This is a genomic window from Streptomyces sp. NPDC048269 (assembly GCF_040652395.1).
Lineage (GTDB): Bacteria > Actinomycetota > Actinomycetes > Streptomycetales > Streptomycetaceae > Streptomyces.
Genome location: NZ_JBEZLW010000026.1, coordinates 1 through 22,949 on the forward strand (window position 1 = coordinate 1; position 22,949 = coordinate 22,949).

Annotated in this window: 25 protein-coding genes; 16 read left to right on the forward strand and 9 right to left on the reverse strand. The window is 74.0% G+C overall.

Features of this window, described 5'->3' with window-relative positions; genetic code table 11:
- The first annotated feature begins 50 nt into the window (after positions 1-50).
- The 7 genes from AB0D48_RS24680 to AB0D48_RS24710 all read left to right on the forward strand — a co-directional run bounded on the left by AB0D48_RS24680 (position 51) and on the right by AB0D48_RS24710 (position 6,807).
- Positions 51-2,408: a serine hydrolase gene (locus AB0D48_RS24680; RefSeq protein ID WP_362400833.1), complete on the forward strand. Its 2,358-nt coding sequence runs from the start codon at positions 51-53 to the stop codon at positions 2,406-2,408.
- Between the two features lie 111 nt (positions 2,409-2,519).
- Positions 2,520-2,993, forward strand: coding sequence for a hypothetical protein (locus AB0D48_RS24685; RefSeq protein ID WP_362400836.1), 474 nt, complete (start codon positions 2,520-2,522; stop codon positions 2,991-2,993).
- Positions 2,990-3,259 (forward strand): MrpF/PhaF family protein, encoded by a 270-nt coding sequence (locus AB0D48_RS24690; protein ID WP_362400839.1) that lies wholly within the window; start codon positions 2,990-2,992, stop codon positions 3,257-3,259. The genes AB0D48_RS24685 and AB0D48_RS24690 overlap by 4 nt, the downstream gene beginning before the upstream one ends.
- Position 3,260: 1 nt before the next feature.
- On the forward strand, positions 3,261-3,578 hold the full coding sequence (locus AB0D48_RS24695; RefSeq protein WP_362400842.1) for a monovalent cation/H(+) antiporter subunit G: 318 nt from the start codon (positions 3,261-3,263) through the stop codon (positions 3,576-3,578).
- Positions 3,571-4,641, forward strand: a complete 1,071-nt coding sequence (locus AB0D48_RS24700) for an MnhB domain-containing protein (RefSeq protein WP_362400845.1) — start codon at positions 3,571-3,573, stop codon at positions 4,639-4,641. Before AB0D48_RS24695 ends, AB0D48_RS24700 begins: the two co-directional genes overlap by 8 nt.
- Entirely contained in the window at positions 4,641-4,988 is a 348-nt protein-coding gene (locus AB0D48_RS24705) for a cation:proton antiporter subunit C (RefSeq protein WP_362400848.1), read from the forward strand. The genes AB0D48_RS24700 and AB0D48_RS24705 overlap by 1 nt, the downstream gene beginning before the upstream one ends.
- Before the next feature lie 4 nt (positions 4,989-4,992).
- Entirely contained in the window at positions 4,993-6,807 is a 1,815-nt protein-coding gene (locus AB0D48_RS24710; protein ID WP_362400851.1) for a complex I subunit 5 family protein, read from the forward strand.
- A 46-nt stretch (positions 6,808-6,853) separates the two neighbouring features.
- On the opposite strand, the gene AB0D48_RS24715 is transcribed toward AB0D48_RS24710, so the two are convergent.
- The 3 genes from AB0D48_RS24715 to AB0D48_RS24725 all read right to left on the reverse strand — a co-directional run bounded on the left by AB0D48_RS24715 (position 6,854) and on the right by AB0D48_RS24725 (position 9,441).
- Positions 6,854-7,231 (reverse strand): hypothetical protein, encoded by a 378-nt coding sequence (locus AB0D48_RS24715; protein WP_362400854.1) that lies wholly within the window; start codon positions 7,229-7,231, stop codon positions 6,854-6,856.
- 117 nt (positions 7,232-7,348) lie between these two features.
- Complete coding sequence (locus AB0D48_RS24720; protein WP_362400857.1) at positions 7,349-8,164, reverse strand: hypothetical protein; 816 nt, start codon at positions 8,162-8,164, stop codon at positions 7,349-7,351.
- On the reverse strand, positions 8,164-9,441 hold the full coding sequence (locus tag AB0D48_RS24725) for a VWA domain-containing protein (protein WP_362400860.1): 1,278 nt from the start codon (positions 9,439-9,441) through the stop codon (positions 8,164-8,166). Before AB0D48_RS24725 ends, AB0D48_RS24720 begins: the two co-directional genes overlap by 1 nt.
- 151 nt (positions 9,442-9,592) lie before the next feature.
- Between AB0D48_RS24725 and AB0D48_RS24730 the strand changes: the two genes are divergently transcribed.
- Positions 9,593-9,961, forward strand: a complete 369-nt coding sequence (locus tag AB0D48_RS24730) for a DUF6204 family protein (RefSeq protein ID WP_362400863.1) — start codon at positions 9,593-9,595, stop codon at positions 9,959-9,961.
- On the opposite strand, the gene AB0D48_RS24735 is transcribed toward AB0D48_RS24730, so the two are convergent.
- Positions 9,889-11,640: an FAD-dependent monooxygenase gene (locus AB0D48_RS24735; RefSeq protein WP_362400866.1), complete on the reverse strand. Its 1,752-nt coding sequence runs from the start codon at positions 11,638-11,640 to the stop codon at positions 9,889-9,891. The two genes, AB0D48_RS24730 and AB0D48_RS24735, sit on opposite strands and share 73 nt — an antisense overlap.
- 75 nt (positions 11,641-11,715) lie before the next feature.
- Entirely contained in the window at positions 11,716-12,126 is a 411-nt protein-coding gene (locus tag AB0D48_RS24740; RefSeq protein ID WP_328929362.1) for an organic hydroperoxide resistance protein, read from the reverse strand.
- A gap of 128 nt (positions 12,127-12,254) precedes the next feature.
- Here AB0D48_RS24740 and AB0D48_RS24745 point away from each other — a divergent pair, with 128 nt between their 5' ends.
- Both AB0D48_RS24745 and AB0D48_RS24750 read left to right on the forward strand, forming a co-directional pair.
- The gene (locus AB0D48_RS24745) at positions 12,255-12,731 is read left to right on the forward strand and encodes a MarR family transcriptional regulator (RefSeq protein WP_362400870.1); all 477 of its coding nucleotides are present in this window, start codon (positions 12,255-12,257) and stop codon (positions 12,729-12,731) included.
- Positions 12,732-12,785: 54 nt separating this feature from the next.
- A complete protein-coding gene (locus AB0D48_RS24750) occupies positions 12,786-13,817 on the forward strand; it encodes a PHP domain-containing protein (protein ID WP_362400872.1) in 1,032 nt (343 codons plus the stop codon).
- On the opposite strand, the gene AB0D48_RS24755 is transcribed toward AB0D48_RS24750, so the two are convergent.
- Positions 13,804-14,766, reverse strand: a complete 963-nt coding sequence (locus AB0D48_RS24755; RefSeq protein WP_362400875.1) for a UbiA family prenyltransferase — start codon at positions 14,764-14,766, stop codon at positions 13,804-13,806. The genes AB0D48_RS24750 and AB0D48_RS24755 overlap by 14 nt on opposite strands.
- A 76-nt stretch (positions 14,767-14,842) precedes the next feature.
- Here AB0D48_RS24755 and AB0D48_RS24760 point away from each other — a divergent pair, with 76 nt between their 5' ends.
- The 3 genes from AB0D48_RS24760 to AB0D48_RS24770 are packed head-to-tail and all read left to right on the forward strand — an operon-like array spanning position 14,843 to position 17,529.
- Complete coding sequence (locus AB0D48_RS24760) at positions 14,843-15,904, forward strand: 3-oxoacyl-[acyl-carrier-protein] synthase III C-terminal domain-containing protein (RefSeq protein ID WP_362400878.1); 1,062 nt, start codon at positions 14,843-14,845, stop codon at positions 15,902-15,904.
- A 48-nt stretch (positions 15,905-15,952) separates the two neighbouring features.
- A complete protein-coding gene (locus AB0D48_RS24765; protein ID WP_362401047.1) occupies positions 15,953-16,507 on the forward strand; it encodes an isoprenylcysteine carboxyl methyltransferase family protein in 555 nt (184 codons plus the stop codon).
- Positions 16,504-17,529 carry an NAD(P)/FAD-dependent oxidoreductase gene (locus AB0D48_RS24770; RefSeq protein WP_362400881.1) on the forward strand — a complete coding sequence of 342 codons (1,026 nt, stop codon included), beginning with the start codon at positions 16,504-16,506 and terminating at the stop codon, positions 17,527-17,529. Before AB0D48_RS24765 ends, AB0D48_RS24770 begins: the two co-directional genes overlap by 4 nt.
- A gap of 72 nt (positions 17,530-17,601) precedes the next feature.
- Here the strand turns inward: AB0D48_RS24770 and AB0D48_RS24775 are convergent, their stop codons facing one another.
- Positions 17,602-18,588 carry a hypothetical protein gene (locus AB0D48_RS24775; RefSeq protein ID WP_362400884.1) on the reverse strand — a complete coding sequence of 329 codons (987 nt, stop codon included), beginning with the start codon at positions 18,586-18,588 and terminating at the stop codon, positions 17,602-17,604.
- Between the two features lie 165 nt (positions 18,589-18,753).
- Here AB0D48_RS24775 and AB0D48_RS24780 point away from each other — a divergent pair, with 165 nt between their 5' ends.
- Complete coding sequence (locus AB0D48_RS24780; RefSeq protein WP_362400887.1) at positions 18,754-20,370, forward strand: carboxylesterase family protein; 1,617 nt, start codon at positions 18,754-18,756, stop codon at positions 20,368-20,370.
- Here the strand turns inward: AB0D48_RS24780 and AB0D48_RS24785 are convergent.
- The gene (locus AB0D48_RS24785) at positions 20,354-21,106 is read right to left on the reverse strand and encodes a hypothetical protein (RefSeq protein ID WP_362400890.1); all 753 of its coding nucleotides are present in this window, start codon (positions 21,104-21,106) and stop codon (positions 20,354-20,356) included. The two genes, AB0D48_RS24780 and AB0D48_RS24785, sit on opposite strands and share 17 nt — an antisense overlap.
- A gap of 80 nt (positions 21,107-21,186) precedes the next feature.
- Between AB0D48_RS24785 and AB0D48_RS24790 the strand changes: the two genes are divergently transcribed.
- A complete protein-coding gene (locus AB0D48_RS24790) occupies positions 21,187-21,711 on the forward strand; it encodes an HAD domain-containing protein (protein ID WP_362400893.1) in 525 nt (174 codons plus the stop codon).
- Here AB0D48_RS24790 and AB0D48_RS24795 read toward each other — a convergent pair.
- Positions 21,675-22,274 carry an SgcJ/EcaC family oxidoreductase gene (locus AB0D48_RS24795; RefSeq protein ID WP_362400896.1) on the reverse strand — a complete coding sequence of 200 codons (600 nt, stop codon included), beginning with the start codon at positions 22,272-22,274 and terminating at the stop codon, positions 21,675-21,677. The two genes, AB0D48_RS24790 and AB0D48_RS24795, sit on opposite strands and share 37 nt — an antisense overlap.
- 127 nt (positions 22,275-22,401) lie before the next feature.
- Here AB0D48_RS24795 and AB0D48_RS24800 point away from each other — a divergent pair, with 127 nt between their 5' ends.
- Positions 22,402-22,872: a MarR family transcriptional regulator gene (locus AB0D48_RS24800; protein ID WP_362400899.1), complete on the forward strand. Its 471-nt coding sequence runs from the start codon at positions 22,402-22,404 to the stop codon at positions 22,870-22,872.
- Positions 22,873-22,949 lie beyond the last annotated feature (77 nt).

Below are 22,949 nucleotides of genomic sequence, written 5' to 3' on the forward strand. Positions count from 1 at the left end.
GTGGGCGGTGGCGGGCGGCCGTCGGGTATGAGCGGCAAGGCGGGGCTGGGATGAAGGCGGTAACGGTGGCGGGCGGTTCCTCGGAACGGTCGGAGCCCGACGAGAAGACGCTCCCGGAAGCGGAACCCGACACGGTCGTGGAGGAACCCGCGGCGGCCGGCTCCGAGGCGGAGGCCGAAGCGGAAGCCGAAGCTGTGTCCGAGTCAGAGTCCGAGTCCGAAGCCGCGTCCGAGTCCGAGTCCGTCGAGGACTCTCCCGCCGGTCCGGACGAAGCGGAGGAGACCGCCCCGGCAGCCGAAGGCGGGGACCACAAGGACTCCGTCGTGTCCGACGACGCGGACGGCACCGCTGACGGGGTGCCTGACGCGCCCGGGGCTGTGGACGAGTCCGAGGCCGGCGGCCCGGAGACCACCGAGCCGGAGGCCGGAACCGGGCCCGACGCGACGGAGCATGCCGAGGAGGCCGACGCCGATGCCGCCGCTGTGAAGGCCGAGGAGGCCGACCTCGGGCCCGAGGCAACGCACGACGCAGACGCCGAGCCCGACGCGCCGAAGACCGAGGCTGCGGAAGCCCCGGAGGCCCCGACCGAACCCGGGCCCGAGGCAACGCACGACGCCCACCCCGACACCGAGCCCGACGCTCCGAACGCTGACGCTCCGAACACCGACGCTCCGAACGCCGACGCTGCGGAGGCGGACGCTGCGGAGGCCGCCGAGGCCGAATCCGGGCCCGACGGCCCGGAGACCACCGAAACCGCCGAGCCCACCGACACCACGACCGACGCCGGACCCGGGCCCGACGCCACGGCCGACACCGAGGACGCCGACGCCGACGCCGAGAACCACGCGCCGAAGGCCGAGGCCGCCGGGACTGCCGAGACCGCGCCCGGGACGGGGCCCGGGGACCGGGACGACGCCTCCGCCGCGTCGGCGGGTCCGCCCCGGCGGGTGCCCTCCTGGGCGCGGGGGGCCGAGCGCGACTCCGAGAAGACCAGTCAGTTCGTCGCGCTCAAGCCCCTGGACACCCCCGCACCCGCCCAGACCCCGGGCCCGGGCCCGGCGCACCCGCCGCCCCCGGCCGAGTCCGGGGCCAAGACCGCGGCACCGATGCCCCCGCTGGACCTGTTGGCCGAGCTCACCAACACCCCTCCCCCGCCGGAGACCCCCCGCCGGACCGCGCTGCGCCGCGTCAAGGTGTGGACCCCGATCCTGCTGCTCCTCACAGGCGCGTTCACCGGGGCCCAGTTGCTGCGCCCCCTGCCCGCCCCCACGGTCGTCGCCGACGCGCCCGACCGCACCCTCGACGGGCAGTTCTCCATCCCCTGGCCAGCCAAGGGACAGGGCGCCGTCCGCGTCCCCGGCTCCGGCGACATCGGCACCTTCGGTGAACAGAAGCCCGTCCCGACCGCCAGCGTCGCCAAGGTGATGACGGCCTACGTCATCCTCAAGAACCACCCGCTGCGCAAGACCGATCCCGGCCCCTCCATCGAGGTCGACGCGAAGGCCGTGACGGACGGCACCTCCGAGCACGAGTCCCGCGTCGAAGGACTCACCGCCGGCACGAAGTTCAGCCAGCAGGACATGCTCAAGATGCTCATGATCCCCTCGGCCAACAACGTCGCCCGCCTGCTGGCGCGCTGGGACACCGGCAGCGACTCCGAGGCGGCGTTCGTCGAGAAGATGAACGCCGCCGCCAGAGAACTCGGCATGCGTGACACCACGTACACCGATCCCAGCGGCCTGGACGCGGGGACCGTCAGCACCGCCGCCGACCAGCTGAAGCTCGCCGAGGCGGTCATGAAGGACGAGTCGTTCCGCGCGATCGTCGCCCTGCCGAACGCCACGATCAAGGGTCTGCCCCAGCCGATCATCAACAACAACGACACCCTCACGGCCCAGGGCCTGAGCATCCGGGGCATCAAGACCGGCTCCAGCACGCCCGCCGGCGGAGCCCTGATGTGGGCGGCGTACAAGTCGGTCGGCGACGAAACCCCGCTGATCCTCGGCACGCTGATGGACCAGCACGTGGAGGGACCGGACCCGGACGGCGCCAACAGCCTGATCCTGGTGAAGGCGAACAGCAAGAAGATCATCGAAGCGGTACGGGAGGCACTCGCGTCGGCCCCGGTCGTCCGCAAGGGGCAGCTGGTGGGGTACGTGGACGACGGGCTCGGCGGCCGTACCCCGCTGGTGGCCACGAAGGACCTGAACGTGGTCGGCGTACCGGGCCAGCGGCTGCAGCTCACCCTCGGAACCGGGGCGGCGCCGGTACCGCACACGGCGAAGGCCGGGTCGGAGATCGGCGTGCTGACGGCCGGTGAGGGGGGCGGGGCGAAGAGCGTGCCCGTGGCCGTCCAGGGCGACCTGGCCGAGCCCTCGTTCGGCACCCGGCTCACCCGACTCGGCTAGGACACCGCCACCCGTACGGATGACATCCCCCGCGTCAGGCTGCCCCGACCGGCGGCGACCACCCGGTGCATGCGGAGAATCTGTCTCTGCGGTCCGGCGAAGGGGAGGCAGGTGCGCGGCACGGTGGTCGAAACGGCCTGCTGGTGGGCGGTCCTGGCGGGGGTGTCCCTCGTGGTGGTCAGTTCACTCAGCCCGGTCGAACTGGCCGTGGCCGGCTCCGGTGCGGCGGGCGCGGCCCTTGTCGCGGTCCGGACGAGACGGGCGGCCGGGGTACGGGTACGGGGCACGGCCGGAGCGCTGCGGGCGCTCGGAGTACTGCCGTTCACGGCCGCGCGGGGCTGCGCCACGCTGGTACGGGTCCTCGTACCGGTCCTGCTGCGGCGCGGGCCGGGCAGCGGACGCGTCCGCCGGATCCGGCTGCGCGAGGGGACGGACGCGGGCTGGGCGGCGACGGCCCTGGGCTGGTCCGCCGACACGTGCGTCCTCGACGTCCCCGAGGGGACGGCGGAGGTCGTCGTGCACACCGTCGACGGCGGCGGCGCCATCGAGCGGGCGGTGGCCCGCCGTTCGGGCGACGGCCGGTGAACGCCTGGTCGGCGGCGGCCCTCGTGCTCCTCGTGGCCGCCTTTCCCGCGTGCATGTGGGCTTCGGCCCGGGGCAGCGCGGTGCACCGGCTGGCGGGCGTCTGCCTGGCCGGTACCGTCACCGGCGCCCTCTTCCTGGTCCTGCCGGAGGCGTACGACCGGTCCTCCTACCAGGACCTGGCGCTGGTCCTGGCCGTCCTCTCCCCGGCGGGCGTCCTGGTGTTCACCCGTTTCGTCGGCGGCCGGCCACGGTCCGAGGGCGGCTGAGATGACGGCCGCGCACGGGGCGGCACTGGCCCTGCTCTGGGCCGGAGTTGCCTGCGTCCTGCTGGCCGCGGCGGCCCTGGTGCTGCTGCCGGGCCCCTACTCGCGGCTGCACGCGCTGGCCCCCGCGAACGGCCTCGGCGTGGTGCTGATCGCGCTATCCGTCGCGGTGGAGCAGGGACCGGGGCGGGCGGCCGTCAAGACGCTGCTGATCGGCTTGCTCATGGCCGTCGGCGGGACCGTGAGCACCATCGCGGTCGGGAACGTCACCACCGAGGCGCCGGAGGCGCCCGCGGAGACCGGGGCGGGACGCCGTGACTGACGCGCTGACCGCTGTCTCCCTGCTGCTGGTCGTGGTGGCCGCGACGATCTCCGTGCTGTGCCGGGAGCCGGTACGCCAGGCCGCCGCGCTGGCGGTCCTCGGGCTGGCGCTGGCGGTCCTGTTCACCGTGCTCCAGGCCCCGGACGTGGCCATGTCCCAGCTGGCGGTCGGCACGGCGCTGACGCCCGCTGCTGATCCTGCTCACCACCCGCAAGGTCCGCCTCGAACCCGCCGACGCCGACGAGCCGGATGCGGATACGGATACGGATACGGGCACGGCCACGGATCCGGCTGCGGCCACGGAGGAGGGGCGGTGAAGGACCGGACCAGGCTGCTGCTCTTCGTCCCGGCCGCCGCCGTGCTCGCCGGCTTCCTCGCGGCCGCCTGCCTGCGGCTGCCGCCCTTCGGTACGGACGTCCATCCGTACGGCGACCGCGCGGTGGCCGCGGCGCTCGCCCACCACACGGCGAACGTGGTCTCCTCCGTCAACTTCGACCTCCGGGCGCTCGACACCCTCGTCGAGGAGTCCATCCTGTTCGTGACCGTGCTGGCGTCCACCCTGCTGCTGCGGCTGGCCCGCGACGAGCACAAGGGACGGCCCCGGCCCGGGCACTCCCTCCCCACCACACGGCTGTTCGGCGCCGTCCTGCTGCCCGTCGCCCTGGTCGTCGGTGTGTACGTCGTCGCCCACGGGCAGCTCACGCCCGGCGGCGGGTTCCAGGGCGGTGTGGTGCTGGCGACCGCCCTCCACCTCGCCTACCTCGCGGCCGACTACCGGGTGCTGGAGAAGGTCCGGCCACTCACCGTCCTCGACGTCACGGACGCGCTGGCCGCCGTGTCGTTCACGGTGATGGGCCTGGCCGGTCTCGCGGCGGGCGGTGCGTACCTGGAGAACGTGCTCCCGCTGGGCGCGTTCGGCCAGATCACCTCGGGCGGCTTCGTCCCGCTCTTCAACGCCGCCGTGGGGGTCGAGGTGGGCTCGGGCCTGGTGGTGCTCCTCGCCCACTTCCTCGACCAGGCGGTCGAGATCGGTGGATCCGACCGACCGGAGGACCGGAACTGATGGGCGCCGTGCCGTTCCTGGCCGCCGTATGGGTGCTGCTGGTGGCCCTCTACGGGCTGGTGACCAGCCGCAATCTCATCCACGCGGTCGGCTGCCTCGCCGTCGCGCAGTCGTCCACGTATCTGATGCTGCTCGGTGTCGGCTACCGCCGCGGTGGCACGGCCCCCGTCTTCGGGGACCTGGAGCCCGGCAGCCGCCCCGTGGTGGATCCCGTCGTACAGGCCCTCACCCTCACCGACATCGTGGTCGGCGCGACGGTGACGGCGCTGCTGCTCGCCCTCACCATCCAGCTGCGCAAACGCCACGGGACGATCGACCCGCGGGCGCTGACCGGGCTCCGGGGCTGACGGGGTGCCGGCCGCCCCGGCCGTCCTGCTGCCGCTCGCCGTTGCCGTCCCGCTGATCGGCGCGGCCCTGCTGGCCGTGGCCGGCCGGTGGCTGCCCCGGCTGGGCTGCGACGTCCTCGCGACCGCGACCGCCGGGGCGGATCTGGTCTGCCTGGTCCTGCTGTGGCCCCACGCAGCCGAGCGGGCGACGGCCAGGATCGGCGGTCTGCCCGCGGGGGTGGGCATCGTGCTCGCCGCCGACCCGGTCGGGGCGGGACTGGCCCTGCTCGCTTCGGCGCTGGTCCTCGCCGTACTCGTCTACTCCTGGCGGTACTTCGACGAGCCGTCGGGAGACCGGGCAGGCCTCTTCCCCGCGCTGCTCCTGCTCTTCGAGGCGGGGATGGCCGGTTTCGTCCTCACCGCCGACCTGTTCAACGCGTTCGTCTTCTTCGAGCTGATGAGCGTCGCCGCGTACGCCCTCACCGGTTACCGCATCGAGGACCCGAGGCCCCTCCAGGGCGCCCTCACCTTCGCCCTGGTCACCTCGTTCGCCGCGTACTGCTCGCTCCTGGGCATCACCCTGCTGTACGGCCGTACGGGCGAGCTGAATCTCGCCCGGCTCGGGGAGCGGCTCGCGGGGCGGCCGACGGACGTGCTCACGGTGGTCGCCTTCGTCCTCGTCGTCACCGCGATGCTGGTGAAGGCCGCAGCCGTGCCGTTCCACTTCTGGCTGCCCGACGCCCACGCGGTCGCGCCCACGCCCGTCTGCATGCTGATGTCCGGTGTCATGGTCGAAACGGGGGTGTACGGCACGGCCCGCGTCTACTGGACGGTGTTCTCCGGGCCCGGCGGGCTGCCGCTGGGCGCCTTCCGGAACACCTTCGTGGCCCTGGGCGTGGTCACGGCGCTGCTGGGCGCCCTCATGTGCTGGCAGCAGCGGCACCTGAAGCGGATGCTGGCCTTCTCGACCGTGAGCCACGTGGGGCTGTTCCTGGTCGGGATCGCCCTGCTCACCCCGGCCGGCGCCGCGGCGACCGCGGTGTACGTGGCGGGGCACGGCTGTGCGAAGGCGGCGCTGTTCGGGCTGTGCGGCGTACTGCTGAACCGGTTCGGTTCGGTGGACGAGCACGGCCTGTACGGACGGGCCCGTCGGCACCGGGCGGTCGGCGCGCTGTTCGGACTGGGCGGCCTGGTGCTGGCGGGGCTGCCGCCCTTCGGCACCGGCCTGGGCAAGGCGCTGGCCGAGGAGGAGGCGGGGGACGCGCTGGCCGCGGTGTTCGTCCTGACCTCCGCGGTGACGGGGGCGACCGTGCTGCGGGCGGCGGCGCGGGTCTTCCGGGGGGCGGGTCACCGGCCGCGCGAGCGCCCGGGCGAGGCCGAGACCACCGGTGAGGGCGAGGAACCGGAGGTCCGCCCGGGACGCGGGCGGCTGCCCTGGCCCCTGGTGGCGGTGCCGGCCGTGCTGCTGGGCCTGTGCCTGCTGGTCGGCTGCGTACCGGCCGTCGCGGAGAGCTTGGCGCACGGCGGGGCCCTGTTCACCGACCGCTCCGGTTACGCGGCTGCCGTGGCCGGAATCCCGGGCGGGGGCGCCGGTGCCGCACAGCCGCCGCACACGGGCTGGACGGCGGAGGGGGTCGGGCTCGGGACGGTCTCGACTCTGCTGGCCTGCCTGCTGACGTGGTGTGCGCTGTTCGGCCGGGCCCCGGCTTCGCTGCTCCGGTCGGCGGCGCAGGCGGTGGTGCCGCTGCGGCGTCTGCATTCGGGACTGCTCGGCGACTACCTGGCCTGGCTGGCGGTGGGCGCGGCCGCACTTCTCGTGGCACTTGCCCTGCAGACGTAGGCGCGGCAGACGTAGGCGCGATCGCGCAGCGCGGTCTGGACCGGGTCTAATGGCGCTCTTCCATCCCGATCGCGTCCTCCAGGTCCTTGTGGGCCTGGCGCGGCTCGCCCTCCTGCTGGTCCAGGAGGGCGGCGGCGATGGCGTCCAGCTTGCGCTGGATGGCGTGCTCGGCGCGGCGCTCGGAATTCTTGAGCAAGGCCAGCAGGAGGAGGGAGACGGCGGCCATCGCATCGCCCGCGAGGTGCTGCCATTCGATCGGCAGGCGGGCCACGTGAGCGGCGATGTAGCCCGCCACGAGGGCCACGCACAGCATCGAGAAGAGGGCGGAACTCGTGAAGTTGGAGGCGAGCTCGGCCAGCTTCTCGAAGCGGCCGATCCCGCCGTCGCCCTTCTTCTCCTTCTCCGCGGGATGCTGGAAGCTCATGCTGCACGCCTGCCCCGGCGCGGCCCGCTCATACCCGCAGCACGTGCCATTCCACGCGGACGGCCGCGGCCCCGGGGAGGTGTTCCCGGGCCCGCGGCCGTCTGCCGCAGTGCGCTGTCAGGCCTGGGGCGGCACCCGGGACGGGCGGCCCGCGCCGCGCGTCAGGGAGTAGCCGAAGATGCCCGCGAGGGCGCCCAGGATCCCTCCGGCCGCCGTCCAGAGCCAGCGGTCCGACCACCAGCCCCCGGACCAGCCGTCCTCGGGTTCGCGCAGCGATCCGGTCACGGTGGCCGGGACCAGCGGGGCGGCGAGAGCGCCGTCCACGGCCTGGGCGCCGCCGGTCTCCCGCACCGAGGCCTCCACGGACGCGCGTACCGGCAGGCCGAGGTCCTCCTCCGGCAGGTCGACGACGGTCAGACGCACGTAGTAGCTGCCCGGGAGCGGGTCGTTGGCCCACTGCTCGGCCGCGGCGCGGACCGTGCGCAGGGTGCAGGACAGCTCCACCGAGGCGGCGTCCTTGGCCGCGGCCCGGGACTGCATGCCGTAGGTGCACGCCTGCCGGCGGCGCAGACCGTCGTACACGTCGAGCTGCCAGGTCGCGGCGCCGTGCCGGGTGGCGGAATCGGGCAGCGTGACCGCTGCCTTCACGGTCACCCGCTGCTGCGCGTCGACGGGCAGGACCCAGTAGAGGTAGTCACCGGTGGACGCGCCGGCGGTGGCCCGCTGCCCCGGACGGAACGCCGCGGCGGTACGGAAGCTCGTACCGGCCTCGGTCGGAGCGGCGGCCCCGCCCTGCCCGGACGGCGAGCCGGTACTGGGGCTGGGGCTCGCCGACGGGGTGTCCGCGGCGGCCGTTCCCACGGCCGGTCCCGCCACCGTGAGGGCGGCGGCAGCGGCCAGCAGCGGGGCGGTCAGTGTGCGTACGGTACGCATCAGTTGGTCCTCCAGACGGAGATGCGCCAGCGTGAGATCCATCCCCACACCACACCGGCCGCCAGCCCGGTGAGCACCAGGACGGCCAGCAGCCACCAGCCGCGGCCGAGGCCGAAGGCGGCGGCGTCGGACGCCTCGTCGGGGCCGTCCACCACGTCGATGGTCAGCTCGACGGGCATGCCCGGGGTGGTCTTGCCGGAAGCGGGCGCGGAGAAGGAGTTGCTGACCTGGATGCAGACGGTCTCCGCCGCGTCCTTCGCGTCCTCGTCCGCGCCGTCGGACTCGGCCTTCGGGTAGCGCAGGCCGGTCGACAGGACGTCGGTGCGTCCGTCACCCGCCTCCGAGCCCCGGACGATCTCGCGGCCGTGCACGGTGGTGGCGCGCAGCAGGACGCCGTAGTCGTTGTTGACGGCGCGGTCGGCGGCGATGCTCACCGAGGCGCGCAGCTCCTGGCCGGGGCGGACGTCGACCCGGTACCAGCGGTGTTCGCCGAAGGTCTCGCGGTCGCTGTAGAGGCCGGGCTTCAGCTGCGGGGCGCCCGCGCACTGCTTTGTGCCCTCGGTGGCCACGGGGTTGACCACGGGGTCGGCGGCCCGGTCGACCAGCTGTTTCACCCTGCCGGAGAGTTCCGCGGTGTGCTGCACGGAGGTGTACGTACCGCCGGTGGCCTCGGCGATGCAGGTGAGCTGGGCCCGGGTCTTGGCGTCCGGGACGAGGCCGAGGGTGTCGATGACCAGATGAATGCCCTTGGCGGCGATGTCGCGCGCCACTTCGCACGGGTCGAGCGGGGCGCAGGTGTCCTCGCCGTCGGTGATGAGCACGATCCGCTTGGTGGCGTCGCCGCCGTCCAGGTCCTGGGCCGCGGCGAGCAGGGCGGGGCCGATCGGCGTCCAGCCGGTGGGGGCGAGCGTCGCGACGGCGGTCTTCGCCTCCGTCCGGTTGAGCGGCCCGACCGGGTAGAGCTGCTTGGTGTCCTTGCAGCCGAGGGCCTTGTCCTCACCCGGGTAGGTGGCTCCCAGGGTTCGTATGCCGAGCCGCACTTCGTCGGGGACCGCGTCGATGACCTCGTTGAAGGCCTGCTTCGCGGCGACCATCCGGGACTGGCCGTCGATGTCGGTCGCCCGCATGGAGCCGCTGACGTCGAGGACGAGGTCGACCTTCGGGGGTTCCTTCGCCGTCGGTCCGTCGGCGGCGGTGGCGCTCGCCGGGAAGAGCCCGACGGCCAGGGCGGCGAGCAGGCCGCACGCCCCGGCCGCCAGCCGTTTTGTTGTGATCATCGCCGGATCGTATTGAGGATCGTCCGCCAATCCAAAACGGGCTGCCGGTCCCGGTCTTCGGTCCTTGCCGGGCGCCGGATCGGGCGCGACGGCCGTCGCCGCGCGGGATATCCCGGTGCGGGGGACGAAGGGTGCGTTCTAGGGTGCGGGGATGACCTCCCGTACCTTCCGCATCACCGTCCGCGGCTCCTTCGACGGCCTCACGGCCGGCCAGCGGGCCGAGCTGATGGCCGCCGCTCCCGAACACGACGTGCTGCACGCGGCGTTCACCGCCGAGGGCCACCTCGCGTACGAGGACGTTGCCGTCCGCCCCTTCTTCACCTTCCGCTTCCTGGATTCGGGTGAGGCCGAGGAGGACATCCTCGATGCGACGGCCCGCGCCGAACTCGCCGCGGAGAGCTGGCTGACGGAGCGCGGGTACGGCTTCAAGCAGCTCCGGTCCCGGGGTCAGGACCTCTCGCTGGCCCCGCTGGGCAAGCGCGGGCGCCGCGAGGCCGCCCGCGCCGACGGCTGGTCATGACGGGCCGGGGGATCCCCGTCCGTAGCGGCGAAGGTGGCCGCCAGGTGCGTGTGGAGCGCCTGTGCCGTGGGTGGGGAGAGGCGGGCGCCGAGGTAGCCGTCCGGGCGGATCACGAATGCCGTCGGCCCGTCCACCGCGTACAGGCGGGCGAACTCGCCGGCGGTGTCGCGGTAGACCGGCACCACGGTCCGGCCGGCTGTCGGGGCGTCGGGGCCGAGCACCACGCAGGTCTCCACCCGGTCCCGGGACGACTCCTGTGCCGTCCGCGCGAGTTCGTCGATCCACCGGCCGTCCGCGCTCCCGCTCGCGGCTCCGCCTCCGCTCCCGTACAGCACGAGTACGTGTCCGCGTTCGCGCAGGACGTCGTACAGCCGCACCGGGTAGACGGCGATGGGTCCGGTGAGACCGCCGCAGTCCGGGGCCCGGTCGCCGGGGCGGGGTCCGGGGCCCTCGCCGGGCGGGTCGACGATCGGGCTGCCCCGGTAACCGACGAGCAGTTGGGCCTCGCGCAGCATCAGCGTGGCCGGGTCCTCCGGGTCGGCCTGGACTCCCTCGGCGGCGTGCCGCACGGTGCGGCCGACGACCTCCTCTCCCACGGGCCGGCGTTCGGCGTCGTAGCTCGCGAGGAGGTCGGGGTGGGCGCCGCCGTCGACGGCGAGGGCGAGCTTCCAGGCCAGGTTCACGGCGTCCTGGATACCGGTGTTCATGCCCTGGGCGCCGGTCGGCGGGTGGATGTGCGCGGCGTCCCCGGCGACGAAGACCCGGCCGTCGGCATAGCGGTCCACGATCCGGTGGCTGATGCGGAACACCGAGGCCCAGCGGATGTTCGAGGCGGTGGTGGGGCGCGGCGACAACCGGTCCAGGACGGTCTGGATGTCGGCGAGCCCGGGGGCCCGGCCGCTCTCCGGGCCGTGCGCGATGCCGTCGCCCTCGGGGGCGGCCCCGGCCTGCCGCGCGGCCGAGAACCCGGGCGGTACGTTCATGGACACCCGGTAGCGGCCCGGGCCGGGCAGCGGGATGCACACCAGCGTGTCGTCGACCGTGCCGTCCTCGCCCCGGTGCATGGAGCGGACGCCGTACTCGTGCGGCAGGTCCCAGTCGAGCTCGACGTCGCCGAGCATGAACTCCTCGGGGAACGCGCCGCCCGCGTAGCTGAGCCCGAGCCCTTTGCGGACGATGCTGTGTGCGCCGTCGCAGCCGACCAGGAAACGGGTCCGTACCTCTTCTTCCGCGCCGGAGGGGGTGACCAGCCGGCTGGTCACCCCGTCCGCGTCCTGGGCGAACGAGACCAGCTCGGCGCCGCGCTCGATCCCGGTCCCGAAGCGGGCCAGGAACTCTTCGAGGATGCGCTCGGTCTCGTACTGGGGCAGCGCGGCGAACCCGTACGGAACCTCGGGCGGCAAGGAGAGCTCGATGCGCGACTGCTCCGCGCCGTTGACGTACGCCAGCTGGCCGCGCATCGGGGCGGCCGCGTCCAGGGCGGCGCGGACCAGTCCCATGCGGTCCCACATCTCCAGGGTGCGCGGCTGGATGCCCACGGCTTTGGCGAACGGGAGACGGGCGGGCAGCCGGTCGACGATCCGGCAGGAGACCCCGCGCCTGCGGAGTTCCACCGCCGCGGTCAGCCCGACCGGCCCGGCGCCGGCTACCAGTACGTCGGTTGCGAAGGTGTGCCCCACTGACGCCTCCTGGCGTGCGGCCCCCGTCGAGTCGGTTTCCCTCCATGGTGGCCGCCCGCCCGGCGTGCGGCACCTTTACTCGATCACGAGGTCCACGTCGATGTTGCCGCGCGTGGCACGGGAGTACGGGCAGACCTCGTGCGCCTGCTTGACCAGCAGGGTGCCGGTCTCGCCCGCCAGGGACTCGGGGAGCTCGACGCGCAGGACCACGCCCAGGCCGAAGCCGGCGCCGTCCTTGCCGATGGAGACCTCCGCCGTGACGGAGACCTCGCTGGTGTCGGCCTTGGCCTGGCGGCCGACGAGGCCGAGCGCGCTGGCGAAGCAGGCCGCGTAACCGGCCGCGAAGAGCTGCTCGGGGTTGGTGCCCTGCCCGTTGCCGCCGAGCGCCGGGGGCATGGCCAGGGCGAGGTCGAGCTGGCCGTCGGAGCTGACGGTGCGGCCCTCGCGGCCGTTGGCGGTGGCGACAGCGGTGTACAGCGCGTCCATCGGAGTTCCTCTCGCAGAAATGAGCCGTTGCGGCGGCCGTTCGGTCGGCCTCGCTCCACCATTAGAGCACGCAATTGAGTTGTGCACAATTCAATGCCTCGCAAGTCCGCCCGGGTACACTGGCCCCTATGACCGAGAAGCCGACCGCAATCCACCCCGACCGGGACTTCCTGCGCCTGGACGGCCAGATCTGCTTCGCGCTGAACGCGGCGAGCCGAGCCTTCGGCGGCCTCTACCGCGTCGTCCTCAAGGACCTGGGCCTGACCTACCCGCAGTACCTGGTGATGCTGGTGCTGTGGGAGCACGGGGAGCTGCCGGTCAAGGAGATCGGACAGCACCTCCGGCTCGATTCCGGGACGCTGTCCCCGCTGCTCAAGCGACTGGAGGCGGCCGGTCTGGTCCGCCGCGAGCGCAGCGCCGAGGACGAGCGCTCCGTGCGCGCCCACCTCACCGAGGAGGGCGCGGCGTTGCGTACCCGAGCGGCGGAGGTACCGCGGCGGATCGCGACCGCGACCGGATTCGAGCTGACCGAGATCCTCGACCTCCAGGCCCGCCTGAACCGCCTCACCGCCGCCCTGGACGCCGCGGTCCCGCAGGAGGCGTGAAGCCGCCCGGCGCGATCACCGCCTCCTTGCCACACTGGGTCCAGGAGGTACGCGATGGACCCGGTGGCTGCGCTGGACCGGATCGCCTTCCTGCTGGAGCGCGCCCAGGCGCCCACCTATCGGGTGCGGGCCTTCCGGACGGCCGCGGCCGCTCTCCAGCGGATGGGCGAGGACGAAACCGCCGAACGCGTGACGGCCGGCTCCCTGGAGGCAGTCAAGGGCATCGGCCCCAAGACGGCCCAGGTGGTCCGCGAGGCCCTCGACGGGGTGGTGCCGGCCTATCTGCAGAAGCTCGAGGACGAGGCCGCCGCGCACCCCGAGGGGCCGCCGGCCACTCCCGCCGCCACGGCGCTGCGGGCGGCGCTGCGCGGGGACTGCCACGTGCACTCGGACTGGTCCGACGGGGGCAGCCCGATCGAGGTGATGGGCCGGGCGGCGGCCTCGCTGGGGCACGAGTACGCCGTGCTCACCGATCACTCGCCCCGGCTCACCGTCGCCCGGGGACTCTCCCCGGAACGGCTGCGGGAACAGCTGCGGGTGGTGGCGGAGCTCAACGAGACCTGGGCTCCGTTCAGACTCCTGACGGGCATCGAGTGCGACATCCTCGACGACGGTTCCCTGGACCAGGAACCGGAGCTGCTGGAGCAGCTCGACGTGGTCGTCGGCTCCGTCCATTCGAAGCTGCGGATGGACGCTCCCGCGATGACCCGGCGGCTGCTGGCGGCCGTGCGCAATCCCCTGCTGGACGTACTGGGCCACTGCACGGGGCGACTCGTGACCGGACGGACCCGGCCCGAGTCGCAGTTCGACGCCGAAGCGGTCTTCGCGGCCTGCGCCGAGTCCGGCGCCGCCGTGGAGATCAACAGCCGGCCCGAGCGGCTGGACCCGCCCCGGCGGCTGCTGCGCCTCGCCGTCGACAGCGGGACCCTGTTCGCGATCGACACGGACGCGCACGCGCCCGGCCAGCTGGACTGGCAGATCCTCGGCTGCGAACGGGCCGCGGAGTGCGCGGTCCCGGCCGGGCGCGTCGTCAACACCTGGCCGGCGGAGCGGCTCCTCACCTGGACCCGTACTAGAACCGCCTGAGCTGGACCACCAGCAGCAGGACATCGGCTCCGGCGACGGCCAGCACCGCGCGGAACGGGAGCCGCCCCGCCGGGCGTCGGCCCGCCAGGAGCACCGTCGCCGTCGTGGCGGCCAGCAGGCCCCAGCCGTACGCCGTCACCCGTCCCGGCGGGCCCACGACCAGCGCGGCGGCCGAGGCGAGCACCAGGAGGCCGGCGAGCGCAGCCGAGACCCGGGCGCCGAGCCGTTGCGGCAGGCCCACGACCCCGGTGGCGAGGTCGTCGGCGATGTCGGGCAGGACGTTGGCGAAGTGCGCGCCCGCGCCCAGCAGGGCCGCGGCGGCCGTGAGCCACGGCGGCGGCCACGGCGCACCGGGCAGGCCGAGGGTGACGAAGGCGGGGAGCAGTCCGAAGGCCAGGGCGTACGGGAGCCAGGAGGCGGCCGTGCCCTTCAGCTTGAGGTTGTACGCCCAGGCAGCCGCCACGCCCGCGAGGTGGACGGCGCCCGCGAGCAGCCCGCAGGCCAGCGAGAGCGGGACGCAGACCAGCAGTGCCAGGGCCGCCGCGCGGGTGACGGCCGCGGGTCGCACCGTACCGGCCACCAGGGGTTTGTCCCGCCGCCCCGCGGCCAGGTCGCGTCGCACGTCGACCCGGTCGTTGCACCAGCCGACGGAGAGCTGCCCGGCGGCCACCGCGCCCACGGCGGCCGCCGCTGTCGCGAGGCCGAGCCCCGCGGCGGCCGCGAGCACCGCGCCGAAGAGGGTCACCGCCGCCGCGGGCAGGGGATGACAGGCCGCCAGCAGCCCCACGGCCGCGCCACGCCGGCGTACAGCCGCGCCAGGCTGACGTACGGCGGCGGCCGGGCCGGCCCCGGTTGCGGCGCCGACGGCGGCCGCGGCACCGGTTGCGGCTCCGGTTCCGGGTCCGGTGGGCCGGGGCGGCGGGCCGGTCTCTGCGGTTCGCGCGGGCACACCGACACGCTAAGCCGCGCCGCGCCCGGTTCGCCTGATTCATTACGATGTGTCAGTTGTTTTCTATGGTGAATCAATGACACGTGTCCTGGCAGTGAGCAGCGTGTTCCCGCCGCATCACCATCCGCAGGCCGAGATCACGGAAGCGCTCGCCCGTTTCCTGCCGCCCGGCCCCGATACCGCGCTGCTGCGCCGCGTCCACGCCTCGGTGCGCGTGGAGTCCCGTCATCTCGCGCTCCCGCTGGAGCGCTACGGGCCGTGGAACGATTTCGGCACGACGAACGCCCTCTTCCTGGAGGCGGCTCTGGAGCTCGGCGGCCGGGCCGTCGGACTCGCCCTCGCCGACGCGGGCCTCGCGGCGCCCGAGATCGACCTCGTCCTGTCGACCACGGTGACCGGGCTCGCGACCCCCTCGCTGGAGGCCCGGCTCGCCTCGCGCACCGCGCTGCGCCCCGACGTGAAGCGGATCCCCCTGTTCGGTCTCGGCTGCGCGGCGGGCGCCGCCGGTGTCGGCCATCTCCACGACTGCCTGACGGGCCGGCCAGGCCACGCGGCCCTGCTGCTGTCCACCGAACTCTGTTCGCTCACCCTGCAGCCCACGGACACCTCCATGGCGAACCTGGTGGCGGGAGCCCTCTTCGGCGACGGCGCGGGCGCGCTCGTCGCGGTGGGGCGCGACCATCCCCTGCACGCCACCGGCGCCGGACCCGCGGTGGTGGCCGCGCGCAGCCGCCTCTACCCGGGCACCGAGCACCTGCTCGGCTGGGACATCGGCCACTGGGGCATGCGCATGGTCCTCGGACGTGAACTGCCGGACCTGGTCAGGCTGCACGTGGCCGAGGAGGTCGAGACCTTCCTCGCCGCGCACGACCTCAAGCCCGCGGACGTCGACACGTGGATCTGCCATCCGGGCGGCCCGAAGATCCTCGACACGCTCGCGGACGCGCTGAGCCTGCCCGAATCGGCCTTCGCGGCGAGCCGCCGCTCGCTGGCGGCCGCCGGGAACCTCTCCTCCGCCTCGGTCCTGCACATCCTGGGCGGCGTCCAGGCCGCGGGGCCGCCACCGCCCGGTTCGGTCGGTCTGATGCTGGCCTTCGGGCCGGGCTTCGCCTCCGAACTCGTCCTGCTCCGCTGGTGACCGCTGATTGGTGACTCCATGCCCATGACCTCGTCCATGGCCCCCTCCATGACCCTGTACCTGCTGCTCATCGGCCTGGTCGCGGCCGAACGGCTCGCCGAGCTGGTCACGGCCCGCCGCCACACGGCCTGGACCCTGGCCCAGGGCGGCCGCGAATACGGCCGCCGCCACTACCCGGCCATGGTCGCCCTGCACACCGCGCTGCTGGTGGGCTGCGCGGTGGAACCCCTGGCCGCCGGCCGCCCGTTCATCCCCGTACTGGGCTGGCCGGCCCTCGCCCTCGTCCTGGCCGCGCAGGTCCTGCGCTGGTGGTGCATCGCCACCCTGGGACGGCGCTGGAACACCCGGGTGCTGGTGGTCCCCGGCCTGCCCCTGGTGGCGGCCGGCCCGTACCGGTTGCTGCGCCACCCGAACTACGTCGCGGTCGTGGTGGAGGGCTTCGCGCTGCCGCTGGTGCACACCGCCTGGCTGACCGCGCTCGGCTTCACCGCGCTCAACCTGTTGCTGCTGCGCGTACGGATCGGCTGTGAGGAGGCCGCGCTGACGGACGGTGGGCGCCTGCGCGCGCCCGCCTCGGTACCCACGTCGGGCTCCCGCTCGTGATCGACCTGCTGATCGCGGGCGGCGGCCCGGCGGGCCTGGCGACGGCCATCCACGGCGCACTGGCCGGTCTGGAGGTGGTGGTCGTCGAGCCCCGGCCCACCCCGATCGACAAGGCCTGCGGGGAGGGGCTGATGCCGGGGGCGGTACGGCGGCTGCTGGAGCTGGGCGTGCCCGTGACCGGGCAGCCCTTCCGCGGCATCCGCTACGTCGACGCGGCGAGCGGGCGGCAGGCCGAGGGGCTGTTCCGCTCCGGACCCGGCCTCGGCACCCGGCGCACCGTCCTCCAGGCCGCGCTGGCCGAGCGCGCGGCGCAGCTGGGCGTGCGGGTGGTCCGGCAGCGCGTCGAGGGGATCGGCCAGGACGGCGACACCGTCAATGCAGCGGGTCTCACGGCCCGCTACCTGGTCGCGGCCGACGGCCTCCACTCCCCCGTCCGGCGCCGTCTCGGTCTCTGTGCGCCGCCCGCGCCCGCCCGGCCGGCCCGCTACGGCCTGCGCCGCCACTACACCGTCGAGCCGTGGAGCGACCTCGTCGAGGTCCACTGGTCGGCCCACTGCGAGGCGTACGTCACCCCGCTCGCACCCGACCGGATCGGCGTGGCCGTACTGACCGCGGAGCAGGCCCCGTTCGACGTGCAGCTCGCCCGGTTCCCGCTGCTGGCGGCGCGGTTGCCCGCGTCCCCCGGTGCGGCGGTGCGCGGGGCCGGGCCGCTGCGTCAAGGGGCCCGCGTACGGGTGGCGGGACGCGTCCTGTTCGTCGGTGACGCGGCGGGGTACGTGGACGCGCTGACCGGTGAGGGCCTGACACTGGCCGTGACGGCGGCGGGCGAGCTGGTCCGCTGCGTACGGGCGGGGCGGCCCCAGGCGTACGAGCAGGCCTGGCGGGAGCTGTCGCGCGGCTACCGCACGCTCACCGAGTCCCTGCTCTGGGCGCGCCACCGGCCGCGGCTCGCCCGGCGGATCGTCCCGCTCGCCGCCCGGCTCCCCCGCGTGTTCACGAAGGCGGTGAACCTCTTGGCGTGAGCGCCGGGGACCGGACGTGAAACGGCACCCCGCCCGGACAGGGCGCGGGGTGCCGCTCGTCTCACCGCCGGATCAGGCCGGGCTCTCCTGACGGTTGCTCAGTGCCAGGCCCGCGAGGACGGCTGCGGCGGCCGCGCAGAGCACCGCGAGGACACCGGCCCAGGCCAGGGACCCGCCCACCGCCCCGGCCAGGGGATCGAATCCCGCCACGCCGCCGACCACGTGCAGGACGACTACACCGACGGCCGTCGCCGCTGCGGCCCGCCACACCACCGCGGTGTCCCGGAGTACCAGGACCGCCCCGAGGCCGAGGCAGAGCACGGTGGCCAGGAGGGGCAGGAGGGGCAGGAGGTCTTCGGGAGCCGCCGACGGCAGGGCCGCGAGCTCCTTGGGCAGGTGCAGCGCGCCGCTGACCAGCAGGGCGACCGCCACCGGCCAGCGCAGGACGTGCCGCAGCGCCGGTGAGCCGGAGCCGGCCGGTCTGCCCTCCGGTCCGGTGCCCCGGGTGTTTCGGCCGCGCGGCTTCTCGTACGGGGCGGCGTACGGCTCCCGGTACGGCGGCTCGTGCGACGTGTACGGCTCCTCGGGCTGCCGGCCGTGGGACTCCTTCTGGGGCGCCGCCGGCGGCGCGGGCGCCGCGGCCCCGGCCCGCTCCTCGGGCTCCGCGTCGCCGGAGTCCTCCGGCTGCCCGGACTCTTCGGCGCCGAGGATGCTCACCAGCTGGGCCACCTCCTCGATGGGCCGTCCGAGGGCAGCGGCGCGCAGGGTGATGTCCGCCTCGGCCACCTCGTGCGGGGGCTCGCCCAAGAGGGCGACCATCCGCCGCACTTCGTGCACGGGACGGGCCACGGCGGCCGTACGGAGCGCCTCGTGTCCTGGGTTGGGCTGCCGGCCGTTGTCCTTGAGGAGGCTCACCAGAGCGGTGACCTCTTCGAGCGGGCGGCAGGTCGCCGCCGTGTCCAGCAGGGTGCGGACGGGCTTCGGGCCCGGGGCGGTGATGTCGGGTATCTCGTGGCGGTCTTCGTCATCCGTCGCCGCGAAGGTGAGGGGGTCATTCATGGAAAGCTCCGTTCGCCGACACGCGGGTCTACACATCGCGGGCCGGTCATCGTGCGTCATGGGAAGCGCACGCCTTGTTACATTTACTGACAGTTCCTCTCACTGCGCCATTCGGGGCGGGCAAACGGGGGGCTCGTTGGGTCCACGGAGAAGGGGCGTTCGACCGTGCCCGAACTGCGGAAATCCTGGCGCAGGTGCCTGCTGCCCCTGACGCTGACGCTGCCCGTCGTACTCCTGGTCGCCGCGGCGGCGGGTCCGGAGCGGCCCGTGGCGGACACCGACCGGGGGCCGGTGCGCGGCCGGTCGCACGGGGCGTACTCCACCTTCGAGGGCATCCCGTACGCCGCTCCCCCGACGGGCGCCCGGCGCTGGCGGCTTCCGGAGCCCGCGGCCCGGTGGAGGGGGGTGCGCGACGCGGGGGCCGTCGGCTCCCGCTGCGTGCAGCTGCCCGCGGTCGGGCCCGGCGGGCCGAGCGGCTCGGAGGACTGCCTGTACCTGAACGTCACCGCGCCCACGGGCACCGCCCGGGGCGCGCGGCGGCCCGTCATGGTCTGGTTCCACGGCGGGGGCTTCGTCGACGGCGCGGGCGACATGTACCCGGCCGAACGGCTCGCCGTCCGGGGCGACGTCGTGGTCGTGACCGTCAACTACCGGCTGGGAGTCTTCGGGCTGTTCGGCCATCCGGAGCTCGGCGGGGCTCCCGGCTTCGCGCTCGCCGACCAGCAGGCGGCGCTGCGCTGGGTGCGGGCGAACGCGGAGCACTTCGGCGCGGACCCGCGCAACGTCACGGTGTTCGGCGCATCGGCAGGCGGCCTCAGCGTCTGCGCGCACCTCACCTCCCCGGCGTCGGCGGGCCTGTTCCACAAGGCGATCGTCCAGAGCGGATCGTGCTCGACCACGGCGCCGCCGTGGTCCCTGCTGCCCACGCTCGGTACGTACGAGCCCTTCGTACCCGAGCAGCGCACGGTCGCGGACGGTGTGCTGGCGGCGGCGCGGCTGGGCTGCGGCGGTTCCACGGCGGTGCTGGACTGCCTGCGCCGGCTCGACATCCGCACCCTCATGACGCCGGGGCTCACGCAGACCTTCTCCAAGGTTTCGTACGGCGGTGCCCAACTGCCCGTGGAACCCCGGCGGGCGCTCGAGGCCGGGCGGTTCCACCGGGTGCCGGTGATGCAGGGAACGACCCGGGACGAGATGCGGCTCTTCGTGGCGCAGACGCTGGCGGCGTACCCAGTCGGCGACGCAGCCGCTTACCGGGCCCGGCTGGAGCGGTCCTTCGGGGCTTCGACGGCACGCGCCGTCGAGGCGAGCTATCCGGTATCGGCCTACCCGACGCCGGCGGTGACGTGGGCCACGCTGCTGTCCGACGCGTCGTTCACCTGCCCGGCCCTGCGGGACAGCAGTGCGCTGGCCCGGCGCACGGCGACGTACGGCTACCGGTTCAGCGACGGCGACGCGCCCAACTTCACCGGCCTGCCGGAGGCGCCGGGGCTGCCGTACGGCGCCTCGCACGGCTTCGAACTGCCCTACCTGTTCCCGATGGTGCCGCTGACGGACCCGCAGCGGGAGCTGGCGGACCGGATGACCGGCTACTGGACCCGGTTCGCCCGCACCGGCGTGCCGGCGGACGCGGGAGCGCCGTGGTGGCCGCGCTACCGCTCACCGGCCTCGGTGCTGTCGCTGGCGCCGGGTGCGGGCGGGATCCGCACGGTGGACGCCCGCGCCGAACACCACTGCGCCCTCTGGGACGCGCGATGGCCCGCGGTCACCAGGTCTCGGTGACGACGACCCCGTCGCCGGTGCGGACGACGAGCGAGCCGCTGTCGCCGTAGCCCTCGCGCCGCCAGTCGGCGAACACCTTGGCGATGTGGCGGGCGTCGTCCCCGCGCCCCTTGCCCACGGACCGGGTGCTGAAGGTGATCCTCGCCTCGCCGACGGTGCGGACCTTGCGGACACGGGTCTCCGTGACGACGACGTCCTCGAAATCGGTGCGGTGCTTGGCCCAGTACGCGTTGAAGTCCCGGGTCATGTCGAACCAGTCCGCCGGACCGCACGGCCCGCCGCCGTTGGTCATCGGGGCGTCACCCGAGGGGGCGGCGGCGCCGGTCTGCTGATCGGTCGGAGGGCCTGCGTAGCCGCCGGTCTCCTGATCCGTGGGCGGACCGGCGTACGAGCCCGTCTCCTGGTCGGTCGGAGGACCCGCGTAGCCGCCGGTCTCCTGGTCCGTCGGAGGACCCGCGTACGAGCCCGTCTCCTGGTCCGTCGGAGGACCCGCGTACGAGCCCGTCTCCTGATCCGTCGGAGGACCCGCGTACGAGCCCGTCTCCTGATCCGTCGGAGGACCCGCGTAGCCGCCGGTCTGTTCTTCCGTCGGCACGTCGAGCGCGCACTTCTGCGGCGTGAGGCTGGGAACGGGCGCGGGCCCCGCGGCCTGGCCCGCCCCCTTGGTCCCGCAGCCCGCCAGCACCGCGCACAGCAGTCCCGCCACGAGCACCCGGCCGGTCGTCTTCGTCGTCATGGTCATCCCCCTCGGCCCTCAAGAGGGAAATCAACCGTCCGCGGTTCCCTCGCCGCCGGATCGCGGGCTAGCGTGCTGTCATGACCCGCTCCGAGGGCCGCCCCCTGCTCTTCCTGGACGTGGACGGACCGCTCATCCCGTTCGGGGCGGGCCCGTACCCGCAGGGGGACGAGGCCAATCCGCTGCTCGCGAGGATCGATCCGGCCCTCGGGCCGGAACTGGCGGCCCTGCCGTGCGAGCTGGTGTGGGCCACGACCTGGATGGCGGACGCGAACGAGTGCGTCGCGCCCCTGCTCGGTCTGCCCGAGCTTCCCCTGGTGGTGTGGCCGGAACCCTCCGGTGCAGACGTGTGGTCCCGGATCCACTGGAAGACCCCGGCGCTCGTCGACCACGCTGCGGGCCAACCCTTCATCTGGGTGGACGACGAGATCACCGACGCCGACCGGGCCTGGGTGGCATCCCACCACCGCGGCCCGGCCCTGCTCCACCGGGTGGACGCCGGCCGGGGTCTGACCGGCGCCGACCTCACCGTGCTGCGCGGCTGGCTGGACGCGGCGGGGCGTGCTGGTCATTTCTCCGCCTTCGGGGCGGTGGCCGGGGAGTAGAGGAACGAGAACCGTTCCATGACGTTCTGCCGCTGTGTGTTGTGGAAGGCCGCGATGCGCCAGGTTCCGTCGGTGTCGCGGACCAGGGTGTACGTCTGGACCTTGGACAGTTCGGCGGGGCCGGGCTTGCCGCCGCTGTAGTCGTCGCCGCGGCCGGTCAGGAGGGCGGCGTCCTTGCCGAGGAAGCGCAGGTCGAGGTAGGAGGCGGCCAGCTTGGTGCCCTTGACGAAGTCCTCGAACAGCGCGCGGTGGCCTTCGGTGATGTCGGAGCGGCCCTCGTAGTGGCTGCCCAGGTACGAGGTGTACGTGGCGTTCTCGGTGAACTGGCGGCCGTACGCCTCCGCGTCGCCGCGGCCCCAGGCGTCGGTGAGGGCATCGAGAGTGGCGCAGACGGCCTCGCCGTCCGTACGGGTCGCGCCCGCCGGGATGACGTCGGCGCAGGCTTCCGTTCCGGGGCGCCGCACGTCGGAGGTGGCGTCGAGGTAGACGTACGCGCCGACGGCGCCGAGGGCGAGGACGGCGGTGGTGGCGAGCGCGGCGCGCTTGACGGTCTTGGTGTTCACGGGATGCCTCTCAGTCGACGCGTGAGGATGGATGACGGCCGCCGCCCCATTGATTACACTGAGACAGCAACTGCACAGATGCAGTATCTGCACACGTGCAGATAAATGGCAAGGGAATGGTGTCGCGATGGCGGAGCAGGACGACCGGCGTGCGGTCTTTCGGGACTACATCGATGCCGTGGGGCTGCACGGCATGGCGGGCGCGGAGGCGGCCGGCCTCCAGGCGTCCGAGTGGTACGCGCTCAGCCGCATCACCCTGGCGGGCGGGCTCACTTCCGGCGAACTCGCCGCCGGGACCGGGCTCACCACAGGGGCTACGACGCGGCTGATCGACCGGCTGGAGCGTGCGGGGTACGTACGGCGCACCGCCGACCCGGCCGACCGGCGCAAGGTCGTGGTCGAGGCCGTACCCGGCGCGCTGGCGGGAATCGAGGCGGTCGTGGGCCCCGCCCGGAGGCGGATCGCCGACGTACTCGCCGGGTACACGCCGGAACAACTGGACCTGCTCTTCGACTACTTCACCCGCGCGGCTCCGGCGTTCCGCGAGGCGACGGAGGAGATCCGAGCGGCGACCCAGGAACGCAAGGGCAGCCGCTGAGCCCTGTCGTCAAAATGGCGGCCGGGCCGGGCGGGACTTTGAGGACGGGGTCCGGCGCCCGCCCCGGGCGGCCCGCC

What these genes read in the sequence shown, in the direction of transcription:
- AB0D48_RS24680 (WP_362400833.1), top strand. Translation starts at nt 51, where the DNA reads ATGAAGGCGGTAACGGTGGCGGGCGGTTCCTCGGAACGGTCGGAGCCC.
- AB0D48_RS24695 (WP_362400842.1), top strand. Translation starts at nt 3,261, where the DNA reads ATGACGGCCGCGCACGGGGCGGCACTGGCCCTGCTCTGGGCCGGAGTT.
- AB0D48_RS24705 (WP_362400848.1), top strand. Translation starts at nt 4,641, where the DNA reads ATGGGCGCCGTGCCGTTCCTGGCCGCCGTATGGGTGCTGCTGGTGGCC.
- AB0D48_RS24715 (WP_362400854.1), bottom strand. Translation starts at nt 7,231, where the DNA reads ATGAGCTTCCAGCATCCCGCGGAGAAGGAGAAGAAGGGCGACGGCGGG.
- AB0D48_RS24720 (WP_362400857.1), bottom strand. Translation starts at nt 8,164, where the DNA reads ATGCGTACCGTACGCACACTGACCGCCCCGCTGCTGGCCGCTGCCGCC.
- AB0D48_RS24725 (WP_362400860.1), bottom strand. Translation starts at nt 9,441, where the DNA reads ATGATCACAACAAAACGGCTGGCGGCCGGGGCGTGCGGCCTGCTCGCC.
- AB0D48_RS24730 (WP_362400863.1), top strand. Translation starts at nt 9,593, where the DNA reads ATGACCTCCCGTACCTTCCGCATCACCGTCCGCGGCTCCTTCGACGGC.
- AB0D48_RS24740 (WP_328929362.1), bottom strand. Translation starts at nt 12,126, where the DNA reads ATGGACGCGCTGTACACCGCTGTCGCCACCGCCAACGGCCGCGAGGGC.
- AB0D48_RS24745 (WP_362400870.1), top strand. Translation starts at nt 12,255, where the DNA reads ATGACCGAGAAGCCGACCGCAATCCACCCCGACCGGGACTTCCTGCGC.
- AB0D48_RS24750 (WP_362400872.1), top strand. Translation starts at nt 12,786, where the DNA reads ATGGACCCGGTGGCTGCGCTGGACCGGATCGCCTTCCTGCTGGAGCGC.
- AB0D48_RS24760 (WP_362400878.1), top strand. Translation starts at nt 14,843, where the DNA reads ATGACACGTGTCCTGGCAGTGAGCAGCGTGTTCCCGCCGCATCACCAT.
- AB0D48_RS24765 (WP_362401047.1), top strand. Translation starts at nt 15,953, where the DNA reads ATGACCCTGTACCTGCTGCTCATCGGCCTGGTCGCGGCCGAACGGCTC.
- AB0D48_RS24775 (WP_362400884.1), bottom strand. Translation starts at nt 18,588, where the DNA reads ATGAATGACCCCCTCACCTTCGCGGCGACGGATGACGAAGACCGCCAC.
- AB0D48_RS24785 (WP_362400890.1), bottom strand. Translation starts at nt 21,106, where the DNA reads ATGACGACGAAGACGACCGGCCGGGTGCTCGTGGCGGGACTGCTGTGC.
- AB0D48_RS24790 (WP_362400893.1), top strand. Translation starts at nt 21,187, where the DNA reads ATGACCCGCTCCGAGGGCCGCCCCCTGCTCTTCCTGGACGTGGACGGA.
- AB0D48_RS24800 (WP_362400899.1), top strand. Translation starts at nt 22,402, where the DNA reads ATGGCGGAGCAGGACGACCGGCGTGCGGTCTTTCGGGACTACATCGAT.